We start from the raw sequence: 25,421 nt of genomic DNA on the forward strand, positions 1-25,421 counted from the left end.
TTAATTAATATATGTTTTAATTATTAAAATATATATTAATTAAATTAAAAGAGGTGATAATTAGCATGACAAATGAACGCATACAAAAACAGCATAGTATTACGCTTACTAGTGGCAAAATTTATGATTTAATGCCCGACTGCGAACAGTTGAATATTCGCGGGGCGGTTGGTGTCCATCAAAAAGTGAACTTAAAGATTATATCCACACATGGACATAGTGTATTTCATTCCCGTGTTATTGCTCGCACTTTAAAAAATACAGGCTCTTGTAATATGAAAGATTATTGTGAAATAGGAGAGTTGACGAATGCGGGGAATGTAACAATCCGCTCTGGGGAAGTTTCGACTATTACGAGTACAGGAAAACTGACAATTGCACAATCCTTACATGCACAGCAGTTCCAGGCAATCGGCTTTGTGAAAGCTCAAGAAATACAGGCATCTCATTTTCACTTAAAATTATCTGGTCCAAGTAGCATTACCCAACTCGTTGCAGATGACATCATCATAGAAAAAGATAAGTTCTCACTTTCTCTTCTCAGTAAAAAACTGCATTGTCATTCGATAAAGGGCAAAAATTTACACCTTGCTTACACAATTGCAGAGGTTGTAGACGGTACTGTTATTGAAGTTGGGGACCATTGTACAATACAGAAACTTTATTACACCGAAAGTTATACCATTTCCCCCCTTGCGAAAGTACATCACATCATTAGGAGGGAACAAGGATGAAAATGATTCGTGGATTTTTTTGTTCCTTAGCCCTTATTGTGTTAACCATTCTATACGTAGGACTGGTTGTAAGCGCCATAATATCCATACTTGCTGGTATTTTACGAACTGTAGGCATTGATGAAATCAAAATGAGCATTTGGCAAGGCATTGAACTTCCGATTGCTTTCAGTATCCCTTTTGCACTCGTTATATCTTGCTTGCTGTTCTTTTGCTCGCTTTACATCAAACGTTCGATCACATTTTGTTTTTCAAAACTAAAGTTTTAAAATGGTGCGTCGTGCTCTTAGCAAAGAGGTTCACATCTTTATATCACTACTTGAACCTCTTTTCATTTGTTGGAAATGAAATTGGTTTCTAGGCCAATCACCTGTTAACTTACCACAACGTACATATAATAATGGGAGATAGGAGTAATGGAAAAAGGAGCAATTTTATAATGAAAATAAACAAGCTTAAATCCGTTAACAGGGTATTATGGTAAGCGTCTTATGTTGTTTTCTATCAGATGAAAACGGGCGTGAACTGGACCCGTATTTGCCAAAGAGTATAAGCTGTACAGAGTTAACTACTGCAAACGCACGTCCTAAACAATGGTCCGTCTTGCCAAATGGAACAACTATTGACCTTCAACGAGTAGATATTCTTATCACTGGTTATGTAACGATTGTGCTCGATAATGGCCTTAGACATATAGAACCTTTTTCTGTAACAAAACAAATTTTATTATGTGCACCCGAGGGGACGCAAATAACCTGTAGACTGACTGATTTTCACTGTTCCTCTCAGGCAGTTAATGCAAATGGTATGTTCCAAGGTTTATTAATAGCCATCGACCTATGTTTATCAGTTCAGTCTATCCATGACATTGTAGTCACAATGGAAAGTCAGTTTTGTAAACCTCGAAAAGATATATTACTATCAAAATGTTTTTTACCAGATCAACAACCGTCCATTCCATTTAAGCCAAATCTAGAAAAAACAACACAACTGTTTGAAAAGCTCTGCTTGAAAGTCCCACAAGTATATGATTGGGTTATTACACCGATTAGCATTCCACAAATCAATGTTCCCTTTTCCTGTGTATATGAGGTAATGTATGTGGCGGGAAATTGTAATGGTATTAGTATTGGAGATTACATTTGTAAAACGTGTACGGGCATATGTGAGGAGACTTTCATTTGTTCTAACCAAAGTTGTACATTATTATTAAGTCTTACTTCATCGAACTGCACATTTTGCCCTGCCGGAGGGCGTTCACTTTCACCTGATTTTGTTTGTACGCCACCAGCAGGGCGTATACTTAACATTAATCAGGGAATCTATTATAACGATTTACAACCAGCAATTGATGGGGCCAATGCTGGGGATAGTCTTATTGTTTTCCCAGGAAATTTTATTGAAACAGCTGATATCACTGTCAATAAACCATTAACAATTTCTGGCCTTTCTGCACAGAATACAGTGATTGAGTTTCCAAATCCACCGGTGGCACAATCAAATCTCAATATTGCCGCAAATAATGTGACAATTAACAATCTTCATTTTCTCAGTCCGACCATTACAAATGCAGATGATGTGTCATTATTGAGAATTGACCATGCTCCTGGCAACACTTTATATGATAATATAACGTTAAATAATCTTATTATAGAAGGAGGACCAAAGCGTCTTGCAATTATCAATGCCTCCAATATAGCCATCCTCAATTCAACATTTATTCATACTGGTAATCGACATGCCATAGAGCTCAGAAGCGGGACAGGAACAATGAATATTTCCGGCAACACATTTTCAGGTGGACCCGATAGCAGAAACGCTATTATTTTCCAAGTAGATACACCTACAGACACTTTTATTAACGCTTCATTTATTATATTAAATAATACTGTGACCCGTTTTTCACACTTTGTATTATTTAACCTTGCAGCTAACGACACTGTTTCTATTCATGTTTCAAACAATGTTATTGACCAACAAGACCGACCAGGGCCGACCATTACGTTTATTCCTCCTACACAGCCGTACAATTTTTCAACAATTGCACCGATATTGATTGAAAACAATCAAATCACAAATCCTAATCCACCTATTGAAAGTCCAGATCCATTTTCTGTTTCAAGTAACCTTTCTGTTTATGTAGACTATACTTATACACTCGGGCTTCCAACATCCATTCCAGCCAATGGCCAAATACAAGTCTATAACAATATATTTAATGTGGCCTTACCTTGGGGATTAGTAGTACCACCAAATATTTATGACGTCGTTTTTCCGAATGATCCAGTTGGCTATAATATGACTGATGCCCCAGGAACGATGTCATTAAATGCTTTTGCTTTAATGGGCAATGTGTCAACGCCAATTCCATAATTGCTATGACAAAGAAGGACCTTTCACTAGTTGATGGGTCCTACCTTTATTTCACAGTCTATAAAAATATAGTCAATTTGTTTTTTTGATTTGCAGTGCCTGCTTATTTGTTGCAATATGGATAGCCATGTATATGGCAAATACCAGACCAATTGCACCAAACATAACAGCTACAAGCTGTAGAGAAAACCAATCTGCCATTACGCCTAAACTAAATGTAAGTACTATTTGAATAACACTTTGAACAAGGCTGACAGCGCTACCGAATCTCCCCATTAAATGTGGTGGAATGTTTTTTTGGTAGACCGTATCATATCCCGTATTGCTAAATGCCATAAAAACACCTAACGTGATAAAGCAACCTGTTGCAAACCAAATATTGCTGGACGCATAGAACAAGGTATAGGATAACATCGTACATGTTAGTCCAACTCCTATATAGGTAGTGATTGAAAATTTCTGTACTAAAGCCATTGCCAATAAACCACCAACAATAGCCCCTACCCCTGCAACACTGACAAGTACACCATACAAACTATCAGAAGCTGATAAAACTTTTTTGATAAACGTCATTTCTTGCGAGTCTAATGCAAAAGCAACCATGAGTGCAATTTGATAGGCAATAAAAAATTTTAAAAATTGCCTTTGTTGTTGTATAAAAGTCCAAACGATTTTAAAGTCCGTTATCATTACTCGAATTGTCAGGACTCCCCGCTTCTCTTTCACTTCCTCCTCTAAGTTCGGTAAACGGGCAATCACCCATGCACAAACAAAAAATGTCACACTGTTTACCCACATCGCAATATTAATATTAAAAGAGGCAATAAGCACACCCGCGATGGCCGGGCCTAACATAAAAGAACCTGAATTGAATGTGCCTAACAGGGCATTAAAACGTTGCTTATCTGCATCGTGCACGTATTTGGCAATATAATATGTACTGCTTGGTCCAAAGAAACTACTAGCGACATTCGCTAAAAATAATAAGCCGTAGACAAGCCAGATGGATGTCATAAAGGGCATTAAGAAAACAATTAGTCCACGTAAAACATCCATCGCAATCATAATGTTTCTTTTATTTGACCGATCAATAATGGAACCTGCCACAAAATTTGTAAGGATGCGGGCAATCGGACCAACAATAAAGATACCTGCTACTGCTGTTGCTGAATACGTTAAATGCCAAACCATTAAGTTTAAAGCAACGAGATAAATCCAATTTCCTAAATAAGAAAAGCCAAATCCCCCTAATAATAAGCCATAGCTTCGAAAAATCTTCATAGCAACCCCTCCCCCCTACCTTATCTTACCAAAAACTTGAAAAATAATAGTGTATTCGTTTAATACCTTCTTACCCTAAACGCACAAAATTCACTAACTTTACACACTTAATGTTTTTACAAGATGATTTCTAAGAGTTTCATAAAATCATTCTATGTTGCTTTGCATTCACTTTTCTTACTATAAAACTATACAAGAAAGGTGGTGCTTCGATCATGGACGGACAGCTTTTATTCAGTACGGTTTTTATTGCGGGAATTCTTTCTTTCCTCTCCCCCTGCATTGTCCCTTTACTACCGGTTTATTTTTCAGTTTTGTCAACCAATGAAAGTGGAACTGCTATGCAACATGGCTTCTCTATCGGTAAATGGCATGTAAATACACATTTACTATTTAAAACGATTATTTTTGTTGTCGGTCTTTCAACAAGCTTTGTGATTTTAGGATTTGGCGCCGGTTTTCTTGGTTCGGTCATTAATACAGACTGGTTTATCGTCGTCTGTGGGGCAGTAGTCATTTTGCTCGGTCTACATCAAATTGGCTTCATTAAATTAGCCGTGCTTCATAAAGAAACGAAAGTGCAGCTAACACGGAGTAATAAACGTGACTTACTCGGCACCTATCTTTTGGGTCTAACATTTAGTATGGGTTGGACACCTTGTATCGGACCAATTTTAGGAGCAGTGTTAGGCTTATCAGCAAGTGAGGGCCAAGCTACTTATGGGGCGCTGATGATGTTTTTCTATGCACTTGGATTACTAATTCCCTTTTTAGTTCTTGCACTTTTTTCCGATTTCCTTTTACGTCATGTTACAAAAATCAATAAGCATACAAAGAAAATTAAAATTGCCGGTGGTGTCATGATTATTTTCATGGGAATTGTTTTAATGACAAATAATTTAAACCTATTATTAACATTCATTCCACAATAGAAAGGAGATTTAGTATGAATCATTTAAAACATCTTGTTATTTTGTTCGTAGCAGTCCTTTTTTTAGGGGCATGTTCTGCAGATTCCAAAAATACTGCTACTACTGCAGCGGCTAGTAACGAGGGCATTGTGGCCCCCTCCTTTAACTTAGTTGATGTTAAAGGGGATCGTTATAATCTTGCTGACTACAAGGGTAAAAAAGTGTACGTAAAGTTTTGGGCTTCTTGGTGCTCTATTTGTTTAGCTGGCTTAGAAGAACTAAATACATTGGCTGGTGAGGAACAGGATTTTGTTGTCTTAAGCATCGTTTCACCGAATTTTAATAATGAAAAAGACAGTGCTGCATTTATTAAATGGTTTAATGGGGTTGAAAACACTTCAAATATTAAAGTGCTATTAGATGAAGATGGCGCCATTGCAAAACAATACAATGTGCGAGCATATCCAACGTCTTCCTATATTGGATCTGATGGCAAACTAATTCAAACGCTCCCCGGCCATGTAGGCAATCCACAAATTATTGAGAAATTTAAAAGTATCCAATAATAAAGGGAGGAATCTCTAATGAAGATAAAATTATTTGGCGTATTAGTAAGTATCTTTCTACTTTTATCTGCATGCTCAGCGGACACTTCTCTGTTAGCAAGTAATGCAAGTACAGCACAAGCACAATCTAAATATCCACCAAACCCTAACGTCAATGTCAGTTTTGATACAAATAATTTAAAAGATATTTGGCTTGCAGGTGGTTGCTTCTGGGGTGTAGAACATTATATGGCGCGTGTTTATGGTGTTTATGATGCCGTATCTGGTTATGCAAATGGCAACACAGAAAACCCAACCTACGAAGACGTCATTTGGAAAAATACTGGCCATGCAGAAACAGTTCATGTGCGCTATGACCCTGAACGTGTTAATTTAGAAAAACTATTAGCACATTTCTTTCAAATAATTGACCCAACTTTACTCAATCAGCAAGGAAATGACCGTGGTACCCAATATCGTACAGGTATTTATTATAAAGATGAAGCCGATAAAGCGATTATTGACAAAGTAATAGCAAAAGAACAAGAACGCTATGATAAGCCTATTGTTACCGAGGTGGAACCACTTGTTAACTTTACAATTGCAGAAGAGTACCACCAAGATTATCTTGAAAAAAATCCAGATGGCTATTGTCATGTAAAGTTTGATTCTTTGGAAAATCAAGAAATACCATCACTCATTGATCCTGCACGATATCCAAAGCCAAGCGACGATGAAATTAAAAAAATATTAACAAAAGAACAATATCGAGTAACACAAGGCAATGGTACAGAAATGGCTTACTCCAATGAATACTGGGATAATTATGATCCAGGCATTTATGTTGATATTGTTACGGGGGAGCCCCTTTTTTCATCAGCGGACAAATATGATTCGATGTGCGGTTGGCCAAGCTTTACAAAACCAATTGACCCAGCAGTAGTGCTTGAATATGAAGATACAAGTTATAATATGATTAGAACTGAAGTGAGAAGTCGCAGTGGTGATAGCCACTTAGGGCATGTATTTAATGACGGGCCTAAAGATCGTGGCGGCTTACGTTATTGCATCAATAGTGCTGCCATTAAGTTTATTCCACAAGCCGAAATGGAAGCAGCAGGTTACGGATACTTAGTACATCTCACAAAATAATGACGGTGCCAGTCACTCAAACAATTCTGAAACAATTTATGTCGATCCACTAAAATTTACGCAGACTCCTTTTAGCAATGCACAGAACATAAGCCGCAACAGGTTCGCGCGGTTAGCGACGAATGTTGCGGCTTCCGTCGTGCCCGCAGAAAGTACAGTGGATTTTGCGCATAAGCAGTGCCATCTGCATCTATGCTTGTTTAGTTGTCAATGAAGGAATAGCTCCTATTTTATGAATGTTTTTAAAGAGGTGATGTCATGTATACATTATTGGTCGTCGATGACGAAGCTATTATCATTAAAGGAATTCGCTCATTTGTTAATTTCGAGGAGCTTTCTATTTCAACGGTATTCGAAGCTTCAAATGGTGAAACCGCACTTGAAATTTTCAAAAAACATAGCCCTGACCTTATACTAGCTGACATCAATATGCCGAAAATGAACGGTCTTGATTTTGCCACTGCGGCAAAGGCACTAAAACCAGATGTCAAAATTGCTATTATTACAGGCTATGACTATTTTGATTATGCTGTAACAGCATTAAAGGCTGGCATTGATGACTATGTTCTAAAACCAGTCTCTAAAAAAGACATTCAAGAAACATTAAAAAATCTGATTGAAAAACTGCAAGCAACACAAAGCCAGCATGAAATATCGAAGCTTGTCGAAGGAATATTAAACGATACAAAAGTACATGATGATACTGGTTATAAAGCAAAAATCCAAAAGGAAATTGACCGCAATATTGCCAATGTCGATTTTTCTTTAAGCTACTTAGCAAAACAACTGGCACTAAGTAATTCTTATTTGAGTAGCTTGTTTAAAAGCCTGTACGGCAAAAACTTTCAAGATTATATGCTCTCTACTCGCTTAGACCGAGCGAAAATTTTTTTACTTAGCACTGATATGAAAGTATATGAAGTAGCAGCAGCTGTCGGCTTTGACGACCCTAATTATTTCAGTGCCACATTTAAAAGGAAATTTGATGTTTCTCCGAATCAGTTTAGAGAAAAAATGAGGGAATAGTAAATGAAGAAGTCCAATATGCTGAAAACTTTACGCATGCAAATTGCCCTTCACTATTTAAAAGCAAGTGGTGTTATTTTGTTATTAATGGGCGGCATTTTATATTATAGTATTTCCTCCGTTGTATTGAGTGAAGCAACCTCTAGTACGAAAACAGCAGTAGAAAAGAGCGGTATGTATATTGACCTTTATATTGAGCGTCTAAAAGCGGTCTCTGCTTTACTTGCTGAAAACCCTCAGCTTGTATCCTATTTTTCAACTACAGAGCGTGATTCCGCTATGAAGCAAAATTTATTGTCGATGATTCGGACAACGATGACAACCGATCCATTTATTCAATCGGTTGTTATTGTGAGCAAAGATGGGCAAGTACTTTCCAATGAAAAAGGTTTAATTATGAGTATGTCGAGCAATATGATGAAGGAACAATGGTATATGGCGGCTGTTAATAACGGTAGCAAACCCGTTTTAACCTCTGCACGGATGCAGCACTTTTCAATGGATAAAGACAACTGGGTTATTTCGATTAGTCGCGAAATAAAAAATAATGAAGGTCAAAATATTGGCGTATTGCTTATCGATATCCAGTATAAAGTGATTGAAGACTTTTTAGCTAATTTAGATTTAGGGAAGAATGGCTTTTCTTTCATTATCAATGATCAAGGCGAAGTCGTTTATCACAGAGATACAGCGTATTTTGCAGACTCCATGAAACAACAACAATTACAGCAAATAATCGCCAATCAAGCAGGCTATGATAAAGAAAAAAATACGTTAACGCACACCTATAAGTTAATGAATGCAGACTGGACGTTTGTTGGTGTCTCTTCGCAAGATGGATTGTTAATGATTAAAAGGCAATTGCTCGAAATCTTTCTGTTAGTAGGAACTGTTCTCTTTATTATTGCTGCTGTTAGTGTTGCATTATTCGCTGGACGCATTACGAAACCATTCCAACGTTTAGAAAAAGCTATGCAAACTATCGAATACGGCTTAAAAGAGGTGCCTATTGATGCAAAAGGATGCTATGAGGCACAAAGTTTAGCAAAACATTTCAATAGTATGATTGTCCAAATTGAAAAATTAATGCAAGAAATTACTGAAAAAGAGAAGCACTTAAGAGCCACAGAAATTAGTGCGCTCCACAGTCAAATTAATCCGCATTTCTTATACAATACATTAGATACAATTGTTTGGATGGCTGAGTTTAATGATAGTGAGAAAGTGATAGAAATGACAAAAGCACTCGCTCAATTTTTCCGACTTTCACTAAGTGGTGGAAACGAACTGACAACCGTAGAAAATGAATTAGATCATGTTCGTCAATATTTATTTATTCAAAAAGAACGGTATGGGGAGAAGTTAAATTACACGATTGTCTGTGAACCAGCCATACGCAATGTCCAAATGCCTAAAATCCTTTTACAGCCCATCGTAGAAAATGCTTTATATCATGGAATTCGAAGTTCTTCTCATATTGGTCATATTCATATTAGTGCAAAACTTACTGGTAGTGATGTAGAACTTAGAGTCCAAGACAACGGACAAGGCTTCGACGTTAATCAATTAAACAAGGAGCCAACTGAAAAGCGCACAAAACTAGGAGGCGTTGGCATTAAAAATGTTGATCAGCGCATTAAACTCTATTATGGCCCTGATTATGGCATAACGATTGATTCGAGTATCGGCATAGGAACAACCATCTCTATTAAAATTCCATCAACAATAAAATCATGAACGCATTCTTTTAAAAAGGACTAAGGCATTGACGCCTTAGTCCTTTAACTCAATGTATTGAATAGTTGTCAAATACAAACTAGTGCCATGCAGTCCGCTCGCTTACGGGTTGTCGAGCGGCATTTTTCCCTTGTGCTTCAGGAAAGTTATTTGCTTGTGCTACCGCCCCATCAAAATCAAATTCAGAGCCAAACTCTCCTTGATAGAGCTTTTTACCATTTTGATTAACTTCTTGTTTTTTCGCACTAAACTTGTCCTTAGCTTTTGCATTGTTACGATTTGTGTTTATATTTGACATAGCCATCCTCCATGATTTTTATTGAAAAGGAATCGAACTACGCGATTACTTTTCATCTTAAAGTTTGGCCAGTCTGATGGACTTTTATTTATACATGAATTCATTTATGCAAAAAAGCACAGTCTGTACTTTTGCTTGTCTAGACGTTTAATAAAACTTGTATTTACAACAAGTTAGCTAAAAAGTCTTGAACAGTTTTAGGTAACATTTGAAAGAATAGTCCTTCATATTTAATATCGAGCAGACCCGCAATAATAATAAGAATAACGATGAATGCTAAAAAGGGTTTCTTATTTTTAGAAATCCAATTCAAAAGGCTCCCCTCCTTAGAAAAATTACGTTTTAGTTCTAGATAAGTATATAGTGATTTAAGTAAAAAATATATTATTGCTTTGTATTAAAAATAAAGCTACATATTTTTAGTCACCCCAAATAGGCTTGTTACATAGATTACAATGACCCTGTACGAATGGATGTTGAATTGAATGCAGGGCGTGAAGTTGTCTTCAGTAATTGCTTACACTTTTTTAAGAAAGGAATGGCTATGGTCAATTTTAAATTTTTTCAAGGAATTGTTTCACAAATAAATGATTTTGCTGTCGGACAGAATGGGGGAAGTGAAGGTTGTTATACTTTAATGACTGTAGAAGACGGTGCTGGTGGCATCGTTAATTTTGTTATTTCACCTTCTACTTACTTTGTAAATCAAGAAGTTGTGAGCCGTGGGGATCGCATTGTTGGGTATTATGATGGGAATGCACCTGCCCCAATGATTTATCCTCCACAATACCAAGCACTAATCGTTGCCAAAGAAAACAGCTATCAAAATGTAAAAGTCGACTTTTTTAATTCGCAATTGTTGAGTAGTGATGGGCAATTACAATTAAATGTTGCTCCCTACACGCCCATTTTACTTAAAAATGGGCAACCTTTTTCAAAAAGCCCTGCAAATCGCACTCTTATTGTTGTCTATGGCCCTACGACAAGAAGCATTCCCGCCCAAACGACACCGCATGAAATAATTGTTTGGTGTTAAGCTATTACACAGCAAATTGAATAATGATGAAATCCCCTATTCCATAAAAATCCACGTCCTTTCCGCAGGCACAACGTAAGCCGCAACTTACATTTGTTGCGGCTTACATCCTGTGCGTCTTGCAAGGCAAATTGTTTGAGTGACTGGCACTTCAATTTTCCTGTATAGCATTGCGTAAAAGTGGGCTCGGTTCCCCTACGCTATATAGTTGCAAATAATGCATAGCTCTCGTACAGGCAGTGTAGAAAACCCTACGTAAACTGTCATCACCATATATGTGCTCAGATGCATCGTAAATGATAACCGCTTCAAATTCGATTCCTTTGGATAAATAAGATGGAATAATGACGACACCTTGTTCGTACTCCGGTGAGCCATATTTTATAAGCTTCACATCCTCAATATCGGACAAAGCTTCAAATGCATGTTTGCTTTCCTCAGCAGTTTTGCAGATAATGGCAATACTGTTATAGCCGTCTTGTCGCAAAGCTTCGACTTTCGTTGTAATAGCAAGATGTAAAGCTGCACGATCCGATAATTGCGTTAGCACAGGTAATGCGCCATCTCGTTCAAACGGCATAATGCGTTCGCCATTCGGCACTAGTTTACGTGTAAACTCGATAATCGGTTTTGTCGAGCGATAACTACGCGTCATCGTAATAACTTCTGTTTCATCGGGCCCATATAGGCTACTCAGCATATTAAAATCAATTATTTCGCTAGCATGTGCAAAGATAGCCTGATTAAAATCACCTAGCACCGTCATCCTCGCAAAAGGAAATAAGCGTTTTAAAAACTCGAATTGAAATGGCGAATAGTCCTGCGCCTCATCCACAAGAATATGCTTGATTGCGCTATTCGTTTGAAAACCTTGAATCAATTCTTTCATCAATAAAAAAGGAGTAGCATCTTCGTAATATAATTTATCTTCATCTAACATCTCTCGCGTTGCTTGGCAAATAGCCTCCCACTCTACTGGTGTTTCTCTATCTACCCACTGTTTTATTTGCTCAGGTTCAATAAACAACTGCTTGTAGATTTCCTTAATGTCGATAAATTGTAACGCACGAATTCGTTTCCGCAATGTCTTCAGCTTCTTAGATACAATCAATCGCGCAAGTTTATGAGGCTCCATCTCATAATCGGCTATCGTCTCTCTGGCAAAGCCTTGCTTTTTAGCTAAATAAACTCGTGCCTTATGGTATTCTTCATTACTAAGCAACTCAATTTCTTCTTGCACCCACTCCTTTTTCCATTCAACTTTTTCGGTTTCTTTCACTTTCTTTAAAATCCATTCTGTTAATTTTTCCAGTCGATTATGGAAATTAAGTGACGTGTCGTTACGATAAAATTGTTCACCAATTTGTTGTGCGGTAAGTATCGGTTGTCCTCTGAAGTGAATGTCTTTGAATATCATACCGTTAAACTCCAGCGACTTTCTGTATGCTTTAATAACTTCAAAAAAGCGAGTAGATGCTTTGAAGCGGATGTTCGCTACTCTTATACTATGAGCAGGCGTATGGGCTTCAGTTAAGACATATTCCAATTGTTCATACGGATTTTCAACCTCGAACTCTTTACTTAGTCGGTGATGTAGGTACTCCTGAAACGTTACTTGCTGCATATTTTCTTCGCCCAGTTCAGGCAATACATTAGAGACATAGCTGTTAAACATAGCATTAGGTGAAAATAATATAATTTGATCGGCATTCAGTCTGTCGCGGTATTTATAAAGCAAATAAGCAATGCGTTGTAAAGCTGCTGAAGTTTTCCCACTGCCAGCTGCTCCATGTACAATAAGCAACCTGCCTTGATCATGGCGGATAATTCGGTTTTGCTCCTGTTGAATCGTTGCTACTATACTTTGCATATGCTTGTTTGTACCTTGCCCTAGCACTTGCTGTAAAATTTCATCCCCAATTGTCAAACTTGTATCAAACATGGATTGAAGTACCCCTTCACGAATTAGGTATTGCCACTTTTTCTCTAATTCCCCGTAAATAATGCCTTCCGGTGTCGTGTACTGGGCAGGGCCTGGCATGTAATCATAGTAAACACTCGAAATAGGTGATCTCCAATCGTAAATAAGGAAATCCTCCCCGCTTTTATCCATAAGCGATGAAATACCAATATAGACTTGTTCTTTCACCGACATACCTTCTTCTAAAAAATCAATTCGACCGAAGTAAGGCACTTTCTGCATCCGACGCAGTGTAGACAATCTTTTAGAAGCATGTTTGTGTGTGCTTTGACTGACAGACAGTGCTTGCGTTTCTTGTCTTAAGCCGATAATCGTCTCAAGGTAATCATCAAAGGTATCCATATTGACCTTAATTTCGTCCCAAAAATGTTTGCGAATATTTACTACTTCATTCTTACGCTGTAAAGTTTCTTTCTCCAACTTACTCAGTTGCTCTGAAATAGTCTCCATAACAATGTCCAAACGTTGTTGCTCTTGCTGAAACTCCGACTTCATCGCATTCACTCCTTAAAAATTAAAGTATATGGGTTGACTTATGAAAAACAATGATCTATAATTAAAATAGAGATATTATACACTTTTAAATACGAAAGTGCCTATCTATATAAATCTAACACATGCTCACATTTTTATCAATGGATTGAGCATTTTTTCTATTATTTATTATAAATTGATATCCCAAACACTTCTAAGATGCCACTTAGAGGTGTTTTTTATTTAGAAAAAGCACCTCTCTAAAAATTTAGAACGGTACTTTCTATTTTGGCAACTCATGCATTAATTACTTACTTTTTTATTTTTGGGTACAAACCACACTACAATAAATGCTATGAGCGCTATTACAAACATAAAGAAATAAGTAGAATTAGCTGCAATGCGAACATAAGTGATAGCAAGTAAACATGCTACAATTAATGTAAGAAGAATAGTTGGAGTGACGAAAATGAGTAAACGAGAACAACAAAAACTACAACGTCGCCAAAATATTATCCAAATTGCCAAGGATTTATTTTTAGAGCAAGGCGTTCAAAACATACAGATGCAAGACGTGGCAGATGCCGCTGGGGTTGGGATTGCAACAATATTTCGGTACTTCCCTAAAAAAGAGTATTTAGTTATCGCAGCTTCCAATTCTATTACAAATGAAATGGCGACAGATATAGGACAAATTGTCGAGCAGACGATTCCGGCTTTTGAAAAAATCGAGCAAATTTTAGATTATTATATAGGCGGCACAAAGGACCCACAGCTACGTTTAGCAAAGTTTTTTGAGTCCTTTGATCTATATGAAAAAATAGCTGCTGAATCAACGGAGCAATATGCGGAATACTTATTTGCACGAAGCAAATTAGCTACTATCTTATTAGCATTAGCTGAGCAAGGCAAGAAAGATGGCTCATTAAGAACGGACATTGATTTAGATGTTTTTATTATAACGATGGTGCAGAATTTCAGTTTATTTACATTTAAATCAAGCCTAACAACCCATGATACAAACCTCTCTACATTCCTTTCAGCGGACAAGCAGCTCACGATGATAAAGGATGTATTTTTAACCTATATTCGACCACAATAATTGGGTAGTCGTTTGAATTGACATTCCAACTAGAAAGTTGTTAACTAGGAAGTATAAAGTGATAGTCAACTATCACATTTTAAAAATGAGGTTTAGGGGGCTTTTTATATGAGTCGTTTATCAGGTAAAGTAGCAATCATTACAGGCGCTGCACAAGGTATGGGTGCTGCACATGCTAAATTATTCGTAGAGCAAGGTGCAAAAGTTATTTTAACAGATTTAAATGAAGAAAAAGGCCATGCATTCGCTACTGAATTAGGTGAAAATGCAATTTTCGTTAAACAAAATGTTACTTCTGAAGAAGATTGGGCTACAGTCATTGCAAAAGCGGAAGAAGCATTTGGTCCAGTAAACGTATTAGTTAACAACGCCGGCATTACGATGGCGAAAAATATGCTTGATATGACATTAGAAGAATATCGACGCATTGTGGATATTAACCAAGTATCTGTATTTTTAGGTATGAAAGCTGTGGCAGCTTCAATGATGAAAGCTGGTGGCGGTTCAATCGTCAATATTTCTTCAATGAACGGTTTAGTTGCTGGTGCTGTAGGATATACAGATACAAAATTTGCAGTACGTGGTATGACAAAAGCAGCCGCAATCAATCTAGCTCCAATGGGCATTCGCGTAAACTCAGTGCACCCAGGCGTAATCGCAACGCCAATGGTTGTACAAGAAGATACAAAAGCAGCAGTAGAAGAATTCTCTAAACACATTCCATTAAAACGTGTAGCACAACCAGAAGAAGTATCGAATATGGTACTATTTTTAGCTTCTGATGAATCTAGCTATTCAACAGGCTCAGAATTCATTATCGACGGCGGATTAACTGCGCAATAAGAAGTTTCCGACAACTGAAAAAGAGGCTGGGACATAACTAGCTTTGATTAGTGAGAAATCCGAATTTGAATTTATTCAAATTCGGATTTCTCTGTTTTTTAATGTTGTCTCCATATAGCTTTTAGCTAATGGCTGTGAATTTTCTTAAATTCACAGCCATTAATGCGAGACCCATCTCGTTATCAACCTTCGATTTTCCTCGTACAGAAAATCGAGTGAAACGCAAATTAGCCTTCAAGAATCCAAAAACGGGTTCCACGTCAATTTTGCGTTGACGATAAATGGTACTCGTTTTTTCTTCTGAAAGCTTTGTTCTCACATGTTCTTTTTGTTGTTCCCACTTCTCATTCACTGTTAACTTTCGATACCTTAAACTCACGCGTGTACTCATACTTATCCGTTTTCGTGGTACGATATTTAAATTCAAGCTGTTGTTGGTTTGGGCAAGTATATCGATCATTTTCTTCATCATAAGCCCAGTTCCCTGTATTGAATTCGTTTTGCTTATACGGTTTCCTCTGTTCTTTTACATACATGTTGTATGTGATTAAGGCTTCTCGCTTACGGTTCACAAGGATATCATCATAATTTTGTTCGCTTCCATATCCAGCATCTGCTACGATATGTTTTGGTAACTTCAAATAATGTTGTTCGATTTCATCCAAAAATGGGATTAATGTACGTGTATCCGTTGGATTCGAAAAAATGCTGTAGGCAAGCGCATACTGACCCTCTGTTGCTACTTGTATGTTATAACCTGCCTTCAATTGACCATTTTTCATATAGTCATCTTTCATACGCATAAATGTCGCATCCGGGTCTGTTTTCGAGTAACTATTTCGTCCGTCAAAGATTTCGAAGTCTCTTTGATATTTTAGTTTGCGTTCCATATAGTCGATTAATTGTTTGCGCGTTTGCTTTGGGAATTTTCGTTCCTTTCTTAAAGCCTTTCGCTCTGCCACATCCGATGAGTCCCCAATTTTTCGATCGTATTCAGAAATCACTTCATCTACTTTTTTGACCATTTGGTCAAGGTCTTCCAATGCTAATTCCTGTTCATTTTCCCGTTCCATTTCGGGTATGATTTCTTTTTCAAGTAGCTCATTGTATAGCTGGTTGGACTTTTCAATGAGTCCGTTATGATATTTCTCAATCGACTTTTTCCAAACGAATGTAAATTTATTTGCATTCGCTTCAATTTTTGTTCCATCAATAAAAATCGCTTCCTGATTAATTAATTCTTCCTGTACCAGCTGGCAGCGGAATTGAACGAAGCATTGTCGAATCAACTCTTTGACTTCTGAGTGGACACGGAATCGGTTGATTGTGCGATAGGTTGGTTCATACCCTTGTGCTAGCCACATCATCCGAAGACTATCTTTTAAAAGCGCCTCCATTCGGCGCCCTGAGAAGACGGATTGCGTGTAGGCACATAAGATAATTTTAAGCATCATGCGTGGATGATAGGCAGGACAGCCCTCATTTCGAAGAAATGGTTCAAACGCTTCGGGCGGGATACTTTCGACTAAATGATGGACATGGAAGGCAATGTCATTCTTTTGTAATTTCATTTCTAAATCTAAAGGCAAAACTAATTGATTCATGTTATAATTTTTGAACATAAGAACCCTTCTTTCAGAGATTTGGTATGTGGTGTACTTTTATCTTATCAGAAGTGGTTCTTATTTTTATGTAAAAATAATCAAAGCCGTTGAAATTTTACGATGAGTAAAATTTCAACGGCTTATTAGTTTTTAGAGGAGGGTTTTGTCCCAGCCTCTTTTTTATTTCTTCATTATTGAGGATAAGCTGTAGTTAAGGGATAAATTATTATTAATATCTTTTACTATTCAAAGCATTCTAGTTTTTTATATATTTTTGTATCCCAAAACACATTTTAATTGATACTAAAAATTGGTAGCCCGTGACTAGTGTCTAAAATAAATTCTAAATCCCCAATTGCGAAATTCTTTCGTTTATCTACTAATTCATTACTAGCATTTTTTTCAAAACTCAGCGCATAGGAGAATAACTCTAAAAAGTCTGCATCTAATCCATGTTTGTGTGATTTATACTTAATATTATCAACATCAGATTCAGTGATTAATATGTAATCAGCATTGCTTAAATTGTTTATTAATTTTTTCTTTTCTTGATAATCTACTAAATTATCATCTGTACCTTGGAATGTTAGAATTTGTGCTTTATTTTCAAAGCCTTTATAGATTTCAAACAAATTGAGATTATCTTTGTTTTTTATAATGTCTTTTGCAATGTAATCAAATTCAATTAATAATTTAGAATTTTCAAACCTATTAAATAACTGTCTATTCTCGTGTAAGTATAATGGTTCTATCCAAGCACTGTTATCTATAATAAAAGAAAATGGTTCATACATTTTATTGCACAAATGTAACAAAAATGCTCCGTGAGAATGTCCATATCCAATTAATCGTTTAGTATCAAATTCAATATGATTATCAACTAAAATAATTTTTAAAGCTTCAATGGCTGTTATAATATCTATAGCTTGCATAAAGCCCATATCATTAAATTCATCTAGGTCTTCTTGTAAATCCTCTGCAACTTGGATAGTTAGTTCTTTATTTGTTATTAACTCTAATATTGTAGCCTTTTTGTCAGCTACTAATGCAAACTCATCGCTACTAAGTATTTCTTTAACTTTAGATTGATCTATAGAAATATTTTTTGCACCCTGCATAAATCTGTTTCCGAAATAATCACATTGCATCGTAATTAAATTATACTGGTCAGCAAAGGTTTCACGCATCTTTTTATATACTTTAGAATCAACATTCCCGCCAAATCCAGGAACAAAAACGACAATACCTGTTTCACTATTTGTGCCTTGTGTGGGTAAAGAAAAATCTATCCTTAGTTCTCTTCCACTTTTTCCATTATAAAGATTAGGGTGTGCAGATATTTTTATGCTTTCAGAGTGTGCCATAATTTTCCCCCTTTTACCGTAAGTACAATTATACATAATCTTACTTATTTATAATATGGTTCTCAATAACCTGTTTGAGTGCTTTTTTTATCATGTACTAGATTCAAGCGAAAAATAAATTTCTTTTCAACAGCTCTAAATCAAATGGCATATTACACTTCAGATTAGCTAAAAACTTCATTCAAACATCTATATTTTCGCAAAAAGTTACTATGTATAATTTTACCTTACATTACAATAAAACTAAAATTATGTATTGTATTCACTAGTTTCCATTTTTGTTATATACTATACGCTAGAATAATAAAGGAGCTTACAAATATGGCAAAAAATATTAATTTTTTATTGCAAGTTTTTTTCTTTTGCCATCAAAGACCAGACCGCTCATTCCATTTTAAAGGTAAAAAGTTCCCTTTATGTGCAAGATGTACTGGGATGGCTGTAGGATATCTCTTATCCATCATGTTAGTGATACTTTTAGGTTTAATAGATTTGCGGATTATCATATTACTAATTTTACCAATGGCTATTGATGGTTTTGGACAATTATTTGGTAAATGGAAAAGTACTAATAATAGACGGTTCCTTACTGGATTATCGGGTGGTATCGGTATTATATATATTTTCTACATTATGGGTTACCAATTTTTTTTATTGGGTCAAAATGTTGGAAGGAATTTACAATGAATTATTGGAGGTACTATTATGTTTTGTAGAAACTGTGGCGAACAAATTTCAGAGCACGCCGAAATTTGTATTCACTGTGGTGTCCGAGTAAAAAATGCAGTTGGGGATGACAAACCAAACTGGGGTATTAACATCATTACACTTTGCTGTGTACCACTTGTTGGATTAATTATGTATTTTATTTGGAAAAATGAAAAACCAGTTGCGGCTAAATCCGCTTTAATATTCTTCTTCATTAGCATAGGAGTTATCGTATTATTCTATATCGTAATGTTCATTATTGGACTAGCAAGTCAATAGCACGAGGGCATAGTTATGTATTGTACTCACTGTAGTGAACCTATTGCTGCGTTAACGGAAATTTGCACGAAATGTGGTGTACGACCTTACGTCACTAAAAACTTCTGTCACTCATGTGGCTCTAAGGTAGATTGTAATCAAGCCATGTGTATTGCTTGCGGCTCTATGCTAAAAGAAATTAAAAAAACGCAAGCTGCAGAATCTTATCATCCAGCGATTATAGGGATTTTAAGCTTTTTCCTCGTTGGATTAGGACAAATAATAATGGGACAAATTTTTAAAGGGTTAGTTATGTTAGTCGTTTCTTTTATATTAACATTGATAACCTTAGGATTATCTTCTTTTATTATTACACCTATTAACGTGATCGATGCTGTCCTGATTGCAAATAAAAAACGACAAGGGAAGCAAGTTGGCAAATGGGAATTTTTTTAATATGTAGGGGGTTTTACAATGTTTTGTCCTAATTGTGGTTCTAGCATTGATGACAATGCCGAAATTTGTATACATTGCGGTGTTAACGTATTAACATTTCACAAACAAAAGACTGTAGCAAAAGAAGATGCACCAAATATTTGGATTAATGTACTCAGCTTATGCTGTTTCCCTCTACTTGGTTTTATTATCTATTTTGCATGGAAAGATACACAGCCAAAAGCAGCAAAATCAGCTTTAATATTCGCGGTAATTGGTCTAGCTATTTCAATTATTGTAGCGATTATTTCATTTGTAATAGGCTTTGCAACTGAAATGATGAATGATAGCTATTATTACTATTAATTACAATAGAACACTAACTGTATGAAACAATTAAGAAGGGTAGACATTGAAAAGTCTCCCTTCTTTTAATGTATTGCTATAAATAAAAGCAACAAGCGTAAAATGTATGTACAAACTCATTGTTTTTTATTCACTATTGTACTTCTTATGTTTAATTTGATTTAACAAGGTTGCCGTCTTTATCAGTAAATTTACCAACGATAATTATAATTAAATCTACTAGTGTCCAAATACCTAAACCGCCTAATGTAATAAACATTAGTATCCCTGTACCTATTTTGCCTACATAAAAACGGTGAACACCTAAACTACCTAAAAAGAAGCAAAGTAATATTGTTGCTACAAAACTTTTGTCTGACATGAAAATACCTCCGATAATTTTATAAATACTATAAGTTCCCACCAAATAATTATATTACATATTAAGGTTTTTTTAACAATTTTTTCTTATACCTTTTTCCGCATTTTTATAATCATATTCTAGTTATTCAGTAACTAGAATATGCTATATAAGTTCCAGTCATACAGGTATTTTTTACTTAATATACCTATTAACGCCTTATAACATAAAAAAAGACATATTCATTTTTCTTTGAATATGTCTAACGAAGAGCAATCTTTTACTGTGTCATTAGTTTAATTAGCTGTTTATAATACGTATGATGTTCTTGAAGTTCCTCATGTTTTCCTGAACCCGTAATAAGGCCATCCTCAAACACTAAAATTTGATCGGCATGTACAATTGTAGATAAACGGTGTGCAATAATAACGGTTGTACGTCCCTTCATAACATACTCTATTGCCTTTTGTACCGCTCGCTCTGAGTCATTATCAAGGTTAGATGTTGCTTCATCTAATAATAGGATTGCTGGATTTCGGAATAAAGCACGTGCGATTGCTATCCGTTGTCTTTGTCCCCCTGATAATTTCATTCCCCCTTCGCCTACTTCTGTATCTAATCCTCTTTCAAACTGTTGAACAAAATCCCATGCGTAGGCATTTTTTAATGCCGCTATAATATCTGTTTCTAAAACATCACTTTTTCCATATGTTACATTATCACGAATTGTGCCATTCATAAGTGGAGCTTCTTGCGAAACATATCCAAATAAGTTACGCCACTCCTTTAAATGGATTTGTTCAATTGGCTGTTCTCCAAATCGAATAGTACCCTCTGTAACATGATAAAATTGTTCTATTAATGAAAACATTGTCGTTTTCCCTCCGCCACTGGCACTAACCAATGCGGTTGTTTTACCAGCTGGAATCGTAAAAGAAATACCTTTTAAAATAGGATTATCATTGTATTGAAACACAACATTTTCAAATGTAATTGACTCATTGGAAGACGCAATAGCATTTTTTCCATGTCCTTCAATTGGTTCATTTAAAATTTCTTGTAATCGTTCTGTTGCACCCATTGCCTTTTGAAGCGAAGTGAAAAATGTTGCCATTTGTGTAAATGGAATAATGATTTGAACAAGGTAAATAATGATTGCTACAAGTTCACCTGCAGTAATCGCACCTGTTGCTACTTTTGCGCCGCCATAGCCGAATAATAAAATGAGTACCACCATCATAATAAACGTCATAATGGGTGATAACACGGCTAAAATTTTTGATTCTTTTAATCCAAATTGATACAAATGTTGGATTTTTTCTTCTCCATTTAGCTGCTCATAATTTTCTGTTTGTGACGTTTTCACGAGTCGTATATTCGTTAATACACGCCCCAACTGTCCTGTAAAACTAGCAAGCTCATCTTGATTTGCCCTCGCGATTTTATGAATACGTTGTCCCAGAGGCAAGGTCAATAAAATGGCTACCGGCACTGATATTAGCATCAATAATGTCATTTTCCAATCAATGATGATTAATATGATTACCGCACCCACGATGGCAAATAAGCCCGAAATAAAACTAATTAAATGATCTGTAATAAGTTCCTTAATAACATTCGTATCTTGCGTAATTCTGCTCATGGTTTCCCCAGATTCATGTGCATCAAAGTAAGGAATACGTAACCGTAAAACATGCGCCCATACCTTCATACGCAAATTAGCCACAATTCTTTCCCCAAGCTTACGCATCATATAAAACGTTACACCACTAAGTACAGCCTGGAAAATAAGAAATACACCTACTAATAAAATGGACTGCCATGAGAAACCAATCGTTGAAAAATCATTAATCATTCTCATCGTAAATAATGGAACAGTCAATCCAATAAGTGTTTCAACAATACTCAGTAAAAGAGTGCCTATCGTCAGTTTCTTTGATAATCGATTGCTATTCACAAGCTGCCAAATGCCTCGTACTGAATTATTCATCAGCTTCCCCCCTATACACTCCTAGTCGTTCAGCCTGCGAAATAAACCATTCTTCCTCTTCCTTTGTAAAAGGTGTAGGGAATAACCAATCATTAAGCTCAATATCTTCATATTCCTTTAATACTTCGACTAAATCTTCTACCATATCTTGTGGAATTAATGATAATAGCTGCTCCATTAGTGCTTTTAAAGAATCATCTTGAATCGGTTGGATATATGCCTGCTTCAATTGATTAGCTAAAGCCATGTATTTTCGATTAAATTCAATCATGTTTATACCGGAAAAGTCGTATAGTCGCTCGATTAACTCATCAGGTAACTTACCTCGCCAATAGTCTCGTTGCTCATCCTCTTTGAGTAAGTTAAATATCATCGTTAAAAAAATGGATGTATCAATGGCTTCTTTTTGTTTTCCTATGTTAATCGCCTGATCCAAGCTCGTAATTACCCGATCGATTTGATTTCGCTTCTTCTCTAATTGGCGTTTTTGAAACATTAATGATTCGATTAACTGCTGTTCCCCGTTCTGTAAAATATCATCTATCTCCTCCAAAGAATAATCTAAATATTTTAATGTGACGATTTTTTGAAGGGTCTCTATGTTACCATCATTATAATAACGATGCCCCGATTCTGAAATATAGCATGGTTCTATCAATCCCTTTTCACTATAAAATCGTAAAGCCCGAACCGTTAGCCCTGTCTTCTTTGCAAATTGCCCAATTGAATACATATTTTCAGCTCCCTTTCCTCCAGTATAAAATCTATCGTTACGTCAGTTGCAACTACTTTCCTCAATAAATAAAAAAGAACACCCATTTCGTGTTCTTTAGTGAATGAAAATTCTATATTATAATTATTAGCAATGTTGACCGAGAAATAAAATTGAAGAGGGGATAGATGATGAACAATTTAATTCAACAAATTAAAGCATGGGTTCTTAATTCTGATGAGAAACTCATTCTTGGTATTTCCGGTCATGGAGCTGCTGGAAAAACTACCTTCGCTCACCTATTAATGGAGGAATTAAAGACAGATGTTAACTTTCTTAATACAGACCCCTATATAGTAGATTCAGCAATTCGAAAATATGCTGACATTGATTATACATATAAAGAAATTTCATATCGTTCTAAAATGACTGCCTGCCATCCTGCTGCACATAATATCTCCTCTTTAGAAAGAGATATTTGTATGATTAAAAACAATATGGATTTGTTAACGATAGATACACATTATTCACCTAGCGAAATTTTATCTTCACAAAACCAGTTAACAATTGTAGAAGGTATGTGCGTTGCATTTACTAATCCAAAATTATTTGACCTTCTCATATATTTTTATACTGATGGTGATACCGAATTCGAAAGAAGATTTGTAAGAGATATAGAGGAAAGAGGTATGGCTATCGAATATTTAAAGCAATCTCACAATAATCGCCGTGTGCAATACGAAATCTTTATGCATCCATACAGTCAAAATTTCGATGTCATTATCAAAAGTACTCAAACCGAGCCAACGATTATTGAGAAAAATACATTTGATGTTAAAGTCATTGAACCTACTATTTAAATAAAGCCAGCTAAAACGTTGAAAACAAACGTTTTAACTGGTATTTTTCTAAAACTGCACTTACTTATGATAAGGCTCACCGTGATGTGACTAAGTGCGGTTTTACATGATATTTATTTTCATCATTTTTGCTTGTGCTAGTGGCTCCAACTCTCCACTATTAATACGCTCACATACATCAGAATCTAACTGAAATATGGCTTTCAATTTCCCTGTATTATCAAGATATTCTATAACGTTATTTTTAGCTCTAGTAATTTGCCATAGTTTAAATAAAAATTGTGATGAATGAATCATTCTTTGTTCTTCATTATTACTCGAAATATCATGCAGAATTAATTTGCTTTCTATACTATCTTCTACAAAATCAACAATCTCAAATCCTTGAGATTGTATTCCTAAAAAAGTATTAGTAATTAACTGCTCTACTCTTAAAGTTATTTTATCTGGGTTATACTTAATTATCTCTTCAATATTATCAACAAAAAATATAGTATGCGCTAACTCTATTGCCCCCAGTGTATAATATACATCGCTAAAAGTATCTTTGAGTTGTTCTATAGTTAGACTAAATGAATCTATTACTTCATTCTTTCTTTTTATAAAACAATTAATAATTTCTCCATTAAATTCATAATTTTCATGTGCAACTATATTTCTTAGTTGATTTAACTTTATTTGTTTTATTCCAATTGTAGTATTTAATTGTATTTTAAAAAGTTCACCTAACATATTAGTCTGTATTATTTCTTCAAAGCACATTCCTAAATCTTTATTTTTAAAATTAGAAACTTTTTCCTTCTCGTTTTTAATTATATATATATTATTTAATATATTAAATGAATAAGGTTTTATCACGCCTTCTATTAGTTTACCAATATTTTTGAATGTAACTTCTACATATTCCTCCAAAGTTAATGTTTCGATTAATCTATCTAAATTGTATATAGTCCAATATTTATTTATTGCTTTATTAATATCTAAAGACCATTTGGCAAATGCTTTAAAGCATTCTTCACTGTCAGTATTCATACTGCTTTTAAACATATCTATACACATTATGAATTCTTGGTAATACCTTGAATATTGTTTTAATTTAGTCTTATTTACTAACTCTGGCAATAATATTTCGATAGCATTTCTTTGTAACACATCCTTATTTGTAAAGAACTCGCTAAACTCTTCTATTACCATTTGTTTAATCTCTGCTGGTGAGTAACCCCCTTCAATCATATCTAAGTATATTTTGTTATTTATATCAGTTACTACTTTTCTTTTTTCCATAAATACC

The 25,421-nt window shown here is 35.4% G+C and carries 25 protein-coding genes and 1 pseudogene; 16 read left to right on the forward strand and 10 right to left on the reverse strand.

From position 1 onward, the window contains the following. The first annotated feature begins 65 nt into the window (after positions 1-65). The 3 genes from I5435_RS22755 (at position 66) to I5435_RS22765 (ending at position 3,107) form a co-directional block, all read left to right on the forward strand. The gene (locus I5435_RS22755) at positions 66-734 is read left to right on the forward strand and encodes a hypothetical protein (RefSeq protein WP_025220883.1); all 669 of its coding nucleotides are present in this window, start codon (positions 66-68) and stop codon (positions 732-734) included. Beyond that, complete coding sequence (locus tag I5435_RS22760; RefSeq protein ID WP_024364306.1) at positions 731-1,003, forward strand: hypothetical protein; 273 nt, start codon at positions 731-733, stop codon at positions 1,001-1,003. The genes I5435_RS22755 and I5435_RS22760 overlap by 4 nt, the downstream gene beginning before the upstream one ends. Before the next feature lie 208 nt (positions 1,004-1,211). Beyond that, positions 1,212-3,107 (forward strand): BMQ_0737 family morphogenetic spore coat protein, encoded by a 1,896-nt coding sequence (locus tag I5435_RS22765; RefSeq protein WP_024364307.1) that lies wholly within the window; start codon positions 1,212-1,214, stop codon positions 3,105-3,107. Between the two features lie 72 nt (positions 3,108-3,179). On the opposite strand, the gene I5435_RS22770 is transcribed toward I5435_RS22765, so the two are convergent. Beyond that, positions 3,180-4,388 carry an MFS transporter gene (locus I5435_RS22770; RefSeq protein ID WP_337983026.1) on the reverse strand — a complete coding sequence of 403 codons (1,209 nt, stop codon included), beginning with the start codon at positions 4,386-4,388 and terminating at the stop codon, positions 3,180-3,182. 215 nt (positions 4,389-4,603) lie between these two features. Here I5435_RS22770 and I5435_RS22775 point away from each other — a divergent pair, with 215 nt between their 5' ends. The 5 genes from I5435_RS22775 (at position 4,604) to I5435_RS22795 (ending at position 9,759) form a co-directional block, all read left to right on the forward strand. Beyond that, complete coding sequence (locus I5435_RS22775; RefSeq protein WP_337983027.1) at positions 4,604-5,320, forward strand: cytochrome c biogenesis protein CcdA; 717 nt, start codon at positions 4,604-4,606, stop codon at positions 5,318-5,320. A gap of 14 nt (positions 5,321-5,334) precedes the next feature. Continuing rightward, positions 5,335-5,865 (forward strand): redoxin family protein, encoded by a 531-nt coding sequence (locus I5435_RS22780; protein ID WP_337983028.1) that lies wholly within the window; start codon positions 5,335-5,337, stop codon positions 5,863-5,865. A gap of 18 nt (positions 5,866-5,883) precedes the next feature. After that, entirely contained in the window at positions 5,884-6,996 is a 1,113-nt protein-coding gene (gene msrAB, locus I5435_RS22785; RefSeq protein ID WP_337983029.1) for a bifunctional peptide-methionine (S)-S-oxide reductase MsrA/peptide-methionine (R)-S-oxide reductase MsrB, read from the forward strand. A 258-nt stretch (positions 6,997-7,254) separates the two neighbouring features. Then, positions 7,255-8,022 (forward strand): response regulator transcription factor, encoded by a 768-nt coding sequence (locus I5435_RS22790; protein ID WP_025220887.1) that lies wholly within the window; start codon positions 7,255-7,257, stop codon positions 8,020-8,022. A gap of 3 nt (positions 8,023-8,025) precedes the next feature. Beyond that, positions 8,026-9,759 (forward strand): sensor histidine kinase, encoded by a 1,734-nt coding sequence (locus I5435_RS22795; protein ID WP_025220888.1) that lies wholly within the window; start codon positions 8,026-8,028, stop codon positions 9,757-9,759. Between the two features lie 79 nt (positions 9,760-9,838). On the opposite strand, the gene I5435_RS22800 is transcribed toward I5435_RS22795, so the two are convergent. Then, a complete protein-coding gene (locus tag I5435_RS22800) occupies positions 9,839-10,057 on the reverse strand; it encodes a hypothetical protein (RefSeq protein WP_024364314.1) in 219 nt (72 codons plus the stop codon). 163 nt (positions 10,058-10,220) lie between these two features. Beyond that, complete coding sequence (locus I5435_RS22805) at positions 10,221-10,370, reverse strand: hypothetical protein (RefSeq protein ID WP_227665392.1); 150 nt, start codon at positions 10,368-10,370, stop codon at positions 10,221-10,223. Between the two features lie 231 nt (positions 10,371-10,601). Here I5435_RS22805 and I5435_RS22810 point away from each other — a divergent pair, with 231 nt between their 5' ends. After that, on the forward strand, positions 10,602-11,093 hold the full coding sequence (locus tag I5435_RS22810) for a hypothetical protein (RefSeq protein ID WP_024364315.1): 492 nt from the start codon (positions 10,602-10,604) through the stop codon (positions 11,091-11,093). A 151-nt stretch (positions 11,094-11,244) separates the two neighbouring features. Here I5435_RS22810 and helD read toward each other — a convergent pair whose 3' ends face one another. After that, on the reverse strand, positions 11,245-13,569 hold the full coding sequence (helD, locus tag I5435_RS22815; RefSeq protein ID WP_025220889.1) for an RNA polymerase recycling motor HelD: 2,325 nt from the start codon (positions 13,567-13,569) through the stop codon (positions 11,245-11,247). A 448-nt stretch (positions 13,570-14,017) separates the two neighbouring features. Here helD and I5435_RS22820 point away from each other — a divergent pair, with 448 nt between their 5' ends. After that, positions 14,018-14,650 (forward strand): TetR/AcrR family transcriptional regulator, encoded by a 633-nt coding sequence (locus I5435_RS22820; protein WP_337983030.1) that lies wholly within the window; start codon positions 14,018-14,020, stop codon positions 14,648-14,650. Positions 14,651-14,758: 108 nt separating this feature from the next. Continuing rightward, a complete protein-coding gene (locus tag I5435_RS22825; RefSeq protein WP_024364318.1) occupies positions 14,759-15,493 on the forward strand; it encodes a glucose 1-dehydrogenase in 735 nt (244 codons plus the stop codon). Positions 15,494-15,623: 130 nt separating this feature from the next. On the opposite strand, the pseudogene I5435_RS22830 reads toward I5435_RS22825, so the two are convergent. Together I5435_RS22830 and I5435_RS22835 are read right to left on the reverse strand one after the other, a co-directional pair. Further along, positions 15,624-17,115 (reverse strand): annotated as a pseudogene (locus tag I5435_RS22830) (IS1182 family transposase); the annotation flags it as partial. A 275-nt stretch (positions 17,116-17,390) separates the two neighbouring features. Next, positions 17,391-18,461, reverse strand: coding sequence for a DUF2920 family protein (locus I5435_RS22835; protein ID WP_337983031.1), 1,071 nt, complete (start codon positions 18,459-18,461; stop codon positions 17,391-17,393). Between the two features lie 321 nt (positions 18,462-18,782). Here I5435_RS22835 and I5435_RS22840 point away from each other — a divergent pair, with 321 nt between their 5' ends. From I5435_RS22840 to I5435_RS22855, 4 genes are read left to right on the forward strand one after another with little or no spacing between them, the layout of a single operon-like run. Beyond that, positions 18,783-19,148 carry a DUF2085 domain-containing protein gene (locus I5435_RS22840; RefSeq protein ID WP_337983032.1) on the forward strand — a complete coding sequence of 122 codons (366 nt, stop codon included), beginning with the start codon at positions 18,783-18,785 and terminating at the stop codon, positions 19,146-19,148. A gap of 18 nt (positions 19,149-19,166) precedes the next feature. After that, entirely contained in the window at positions 19,167-19,448 is a 282-nt protein-coding gene (locus I5435_RS22845) for a zinc-ribbon domain-containing protein (protein ID WP_024364321.1), read from the forward strand. Between the two features lie 15 nt (positions 19,449-19,463). Continuing rightward, positions 19,464-19,883 (forward strand): zinc ribbon domain-containing protein, encoded by a 420-nt coding sequence (locus tag I5435_RS22850; protein ID WP_024364322.1) that lies wholly within the window; start codon positions 19,464-19,466, stop codon positions 19,881-19,883. An 18-nt stretch (positions 19,884-19,901) separates the two neighbouring features. Beyond that, a complete protein-coding gene (locus tag I5435_RS22855) occupies positions 19,902-20,228 on the forward strand; it encodes a zinc-ribbon domain-containing protein (protein WP_024364323.1) in 327 nt (108 codons plus the stop codon). 151 nt (positions 20,229-20,379) lie between these two features. On the opposite strand, the gene I5435_RS22860 is transcribed toward I5435_RS22855, so the two are convergent. From I5435_RS22860 to I5435_RS22870, 3 genes are all read right to left on the reverse strand, one after another. Then, positions 20,380-20,589 (reverse strand): TM2 domain-containing protein, encoded by a 210-nt coding sequence (locus tag I5435_RS22860; RefSeq protein WP_024364324.1) that lies wholly within the window; start codon positions 20,587-20,589, stop codon positions 20,380-20,382. Positions 20,590-20,848: 259 nt separating this feature from the next. Beyond that, the gene (locus tag I5435_RS22865; protein WP_337983033.1) at positions 20,849-22,558 is read right to left on the reverse strand and encodes an ABC transporter ATP-binding protein; all 1,710 of its coding nucleotides are present in this window, start codon (positions 22,556-22,558) and stop codon (positions 20,849-20,851) included. Then, positions 22,551-23,291, reverse strand: a complete 741-nt coding sequence (locus I5435_RS22870) for a MerR family transcriptional regulator (RefSeq protein WP_024364325.1) — start codon at positions 23,289-23,291, stop codon at positions 22,551-22,553. The genes I5435_RS22865 and I5435_RS22870 overlap by 8 nt, the downstream gene beginning before the upstream one ends. Before the next feature lie 170 nt (positions 23,292-23,461). On the opposite strand from I5435_RS22870, the gene I5435_RS22875 reads away from it, so the two are divergent. Then, entirely contained in the window at positions 23,462-24,130 is a 669-nt protein-coding gene (locus I5435_RS22875; protein WP_337983888.1) for a uridine kinase family protein, read from the forward strand. A gap of 102 nt (positions 24,131-24,232) precedes the next feature. On the opposite strand, the gene I5435_RS22880 is transcribed toward I5435_RS22875, so the two are convergent. Beyond that, positions 24,233-25,414: a hypothetical protein gene (locus I5435_RS22880; RefSeq protein ID WP_337983034.1), complete on the reverse strand. Its 1,182-nt coding sequence runs from the start codon at positions 25,412-25,414 to the stop codon at positions 24,233-24,235. Between the last annotated feature and the right edge of the window lie 7 nt (positions 25,415-25,421).

Source organism: Lysinibacillus sp. C5.1 (assembly GCF_016350185.1).
GTDB classification, from domain to species: domain Bacteria; phylum Bacillota; class Bacilli; order Bacillales_A; family Planococcaceae; genus Lysinibacillus; species Lysinibacillus sphaericus.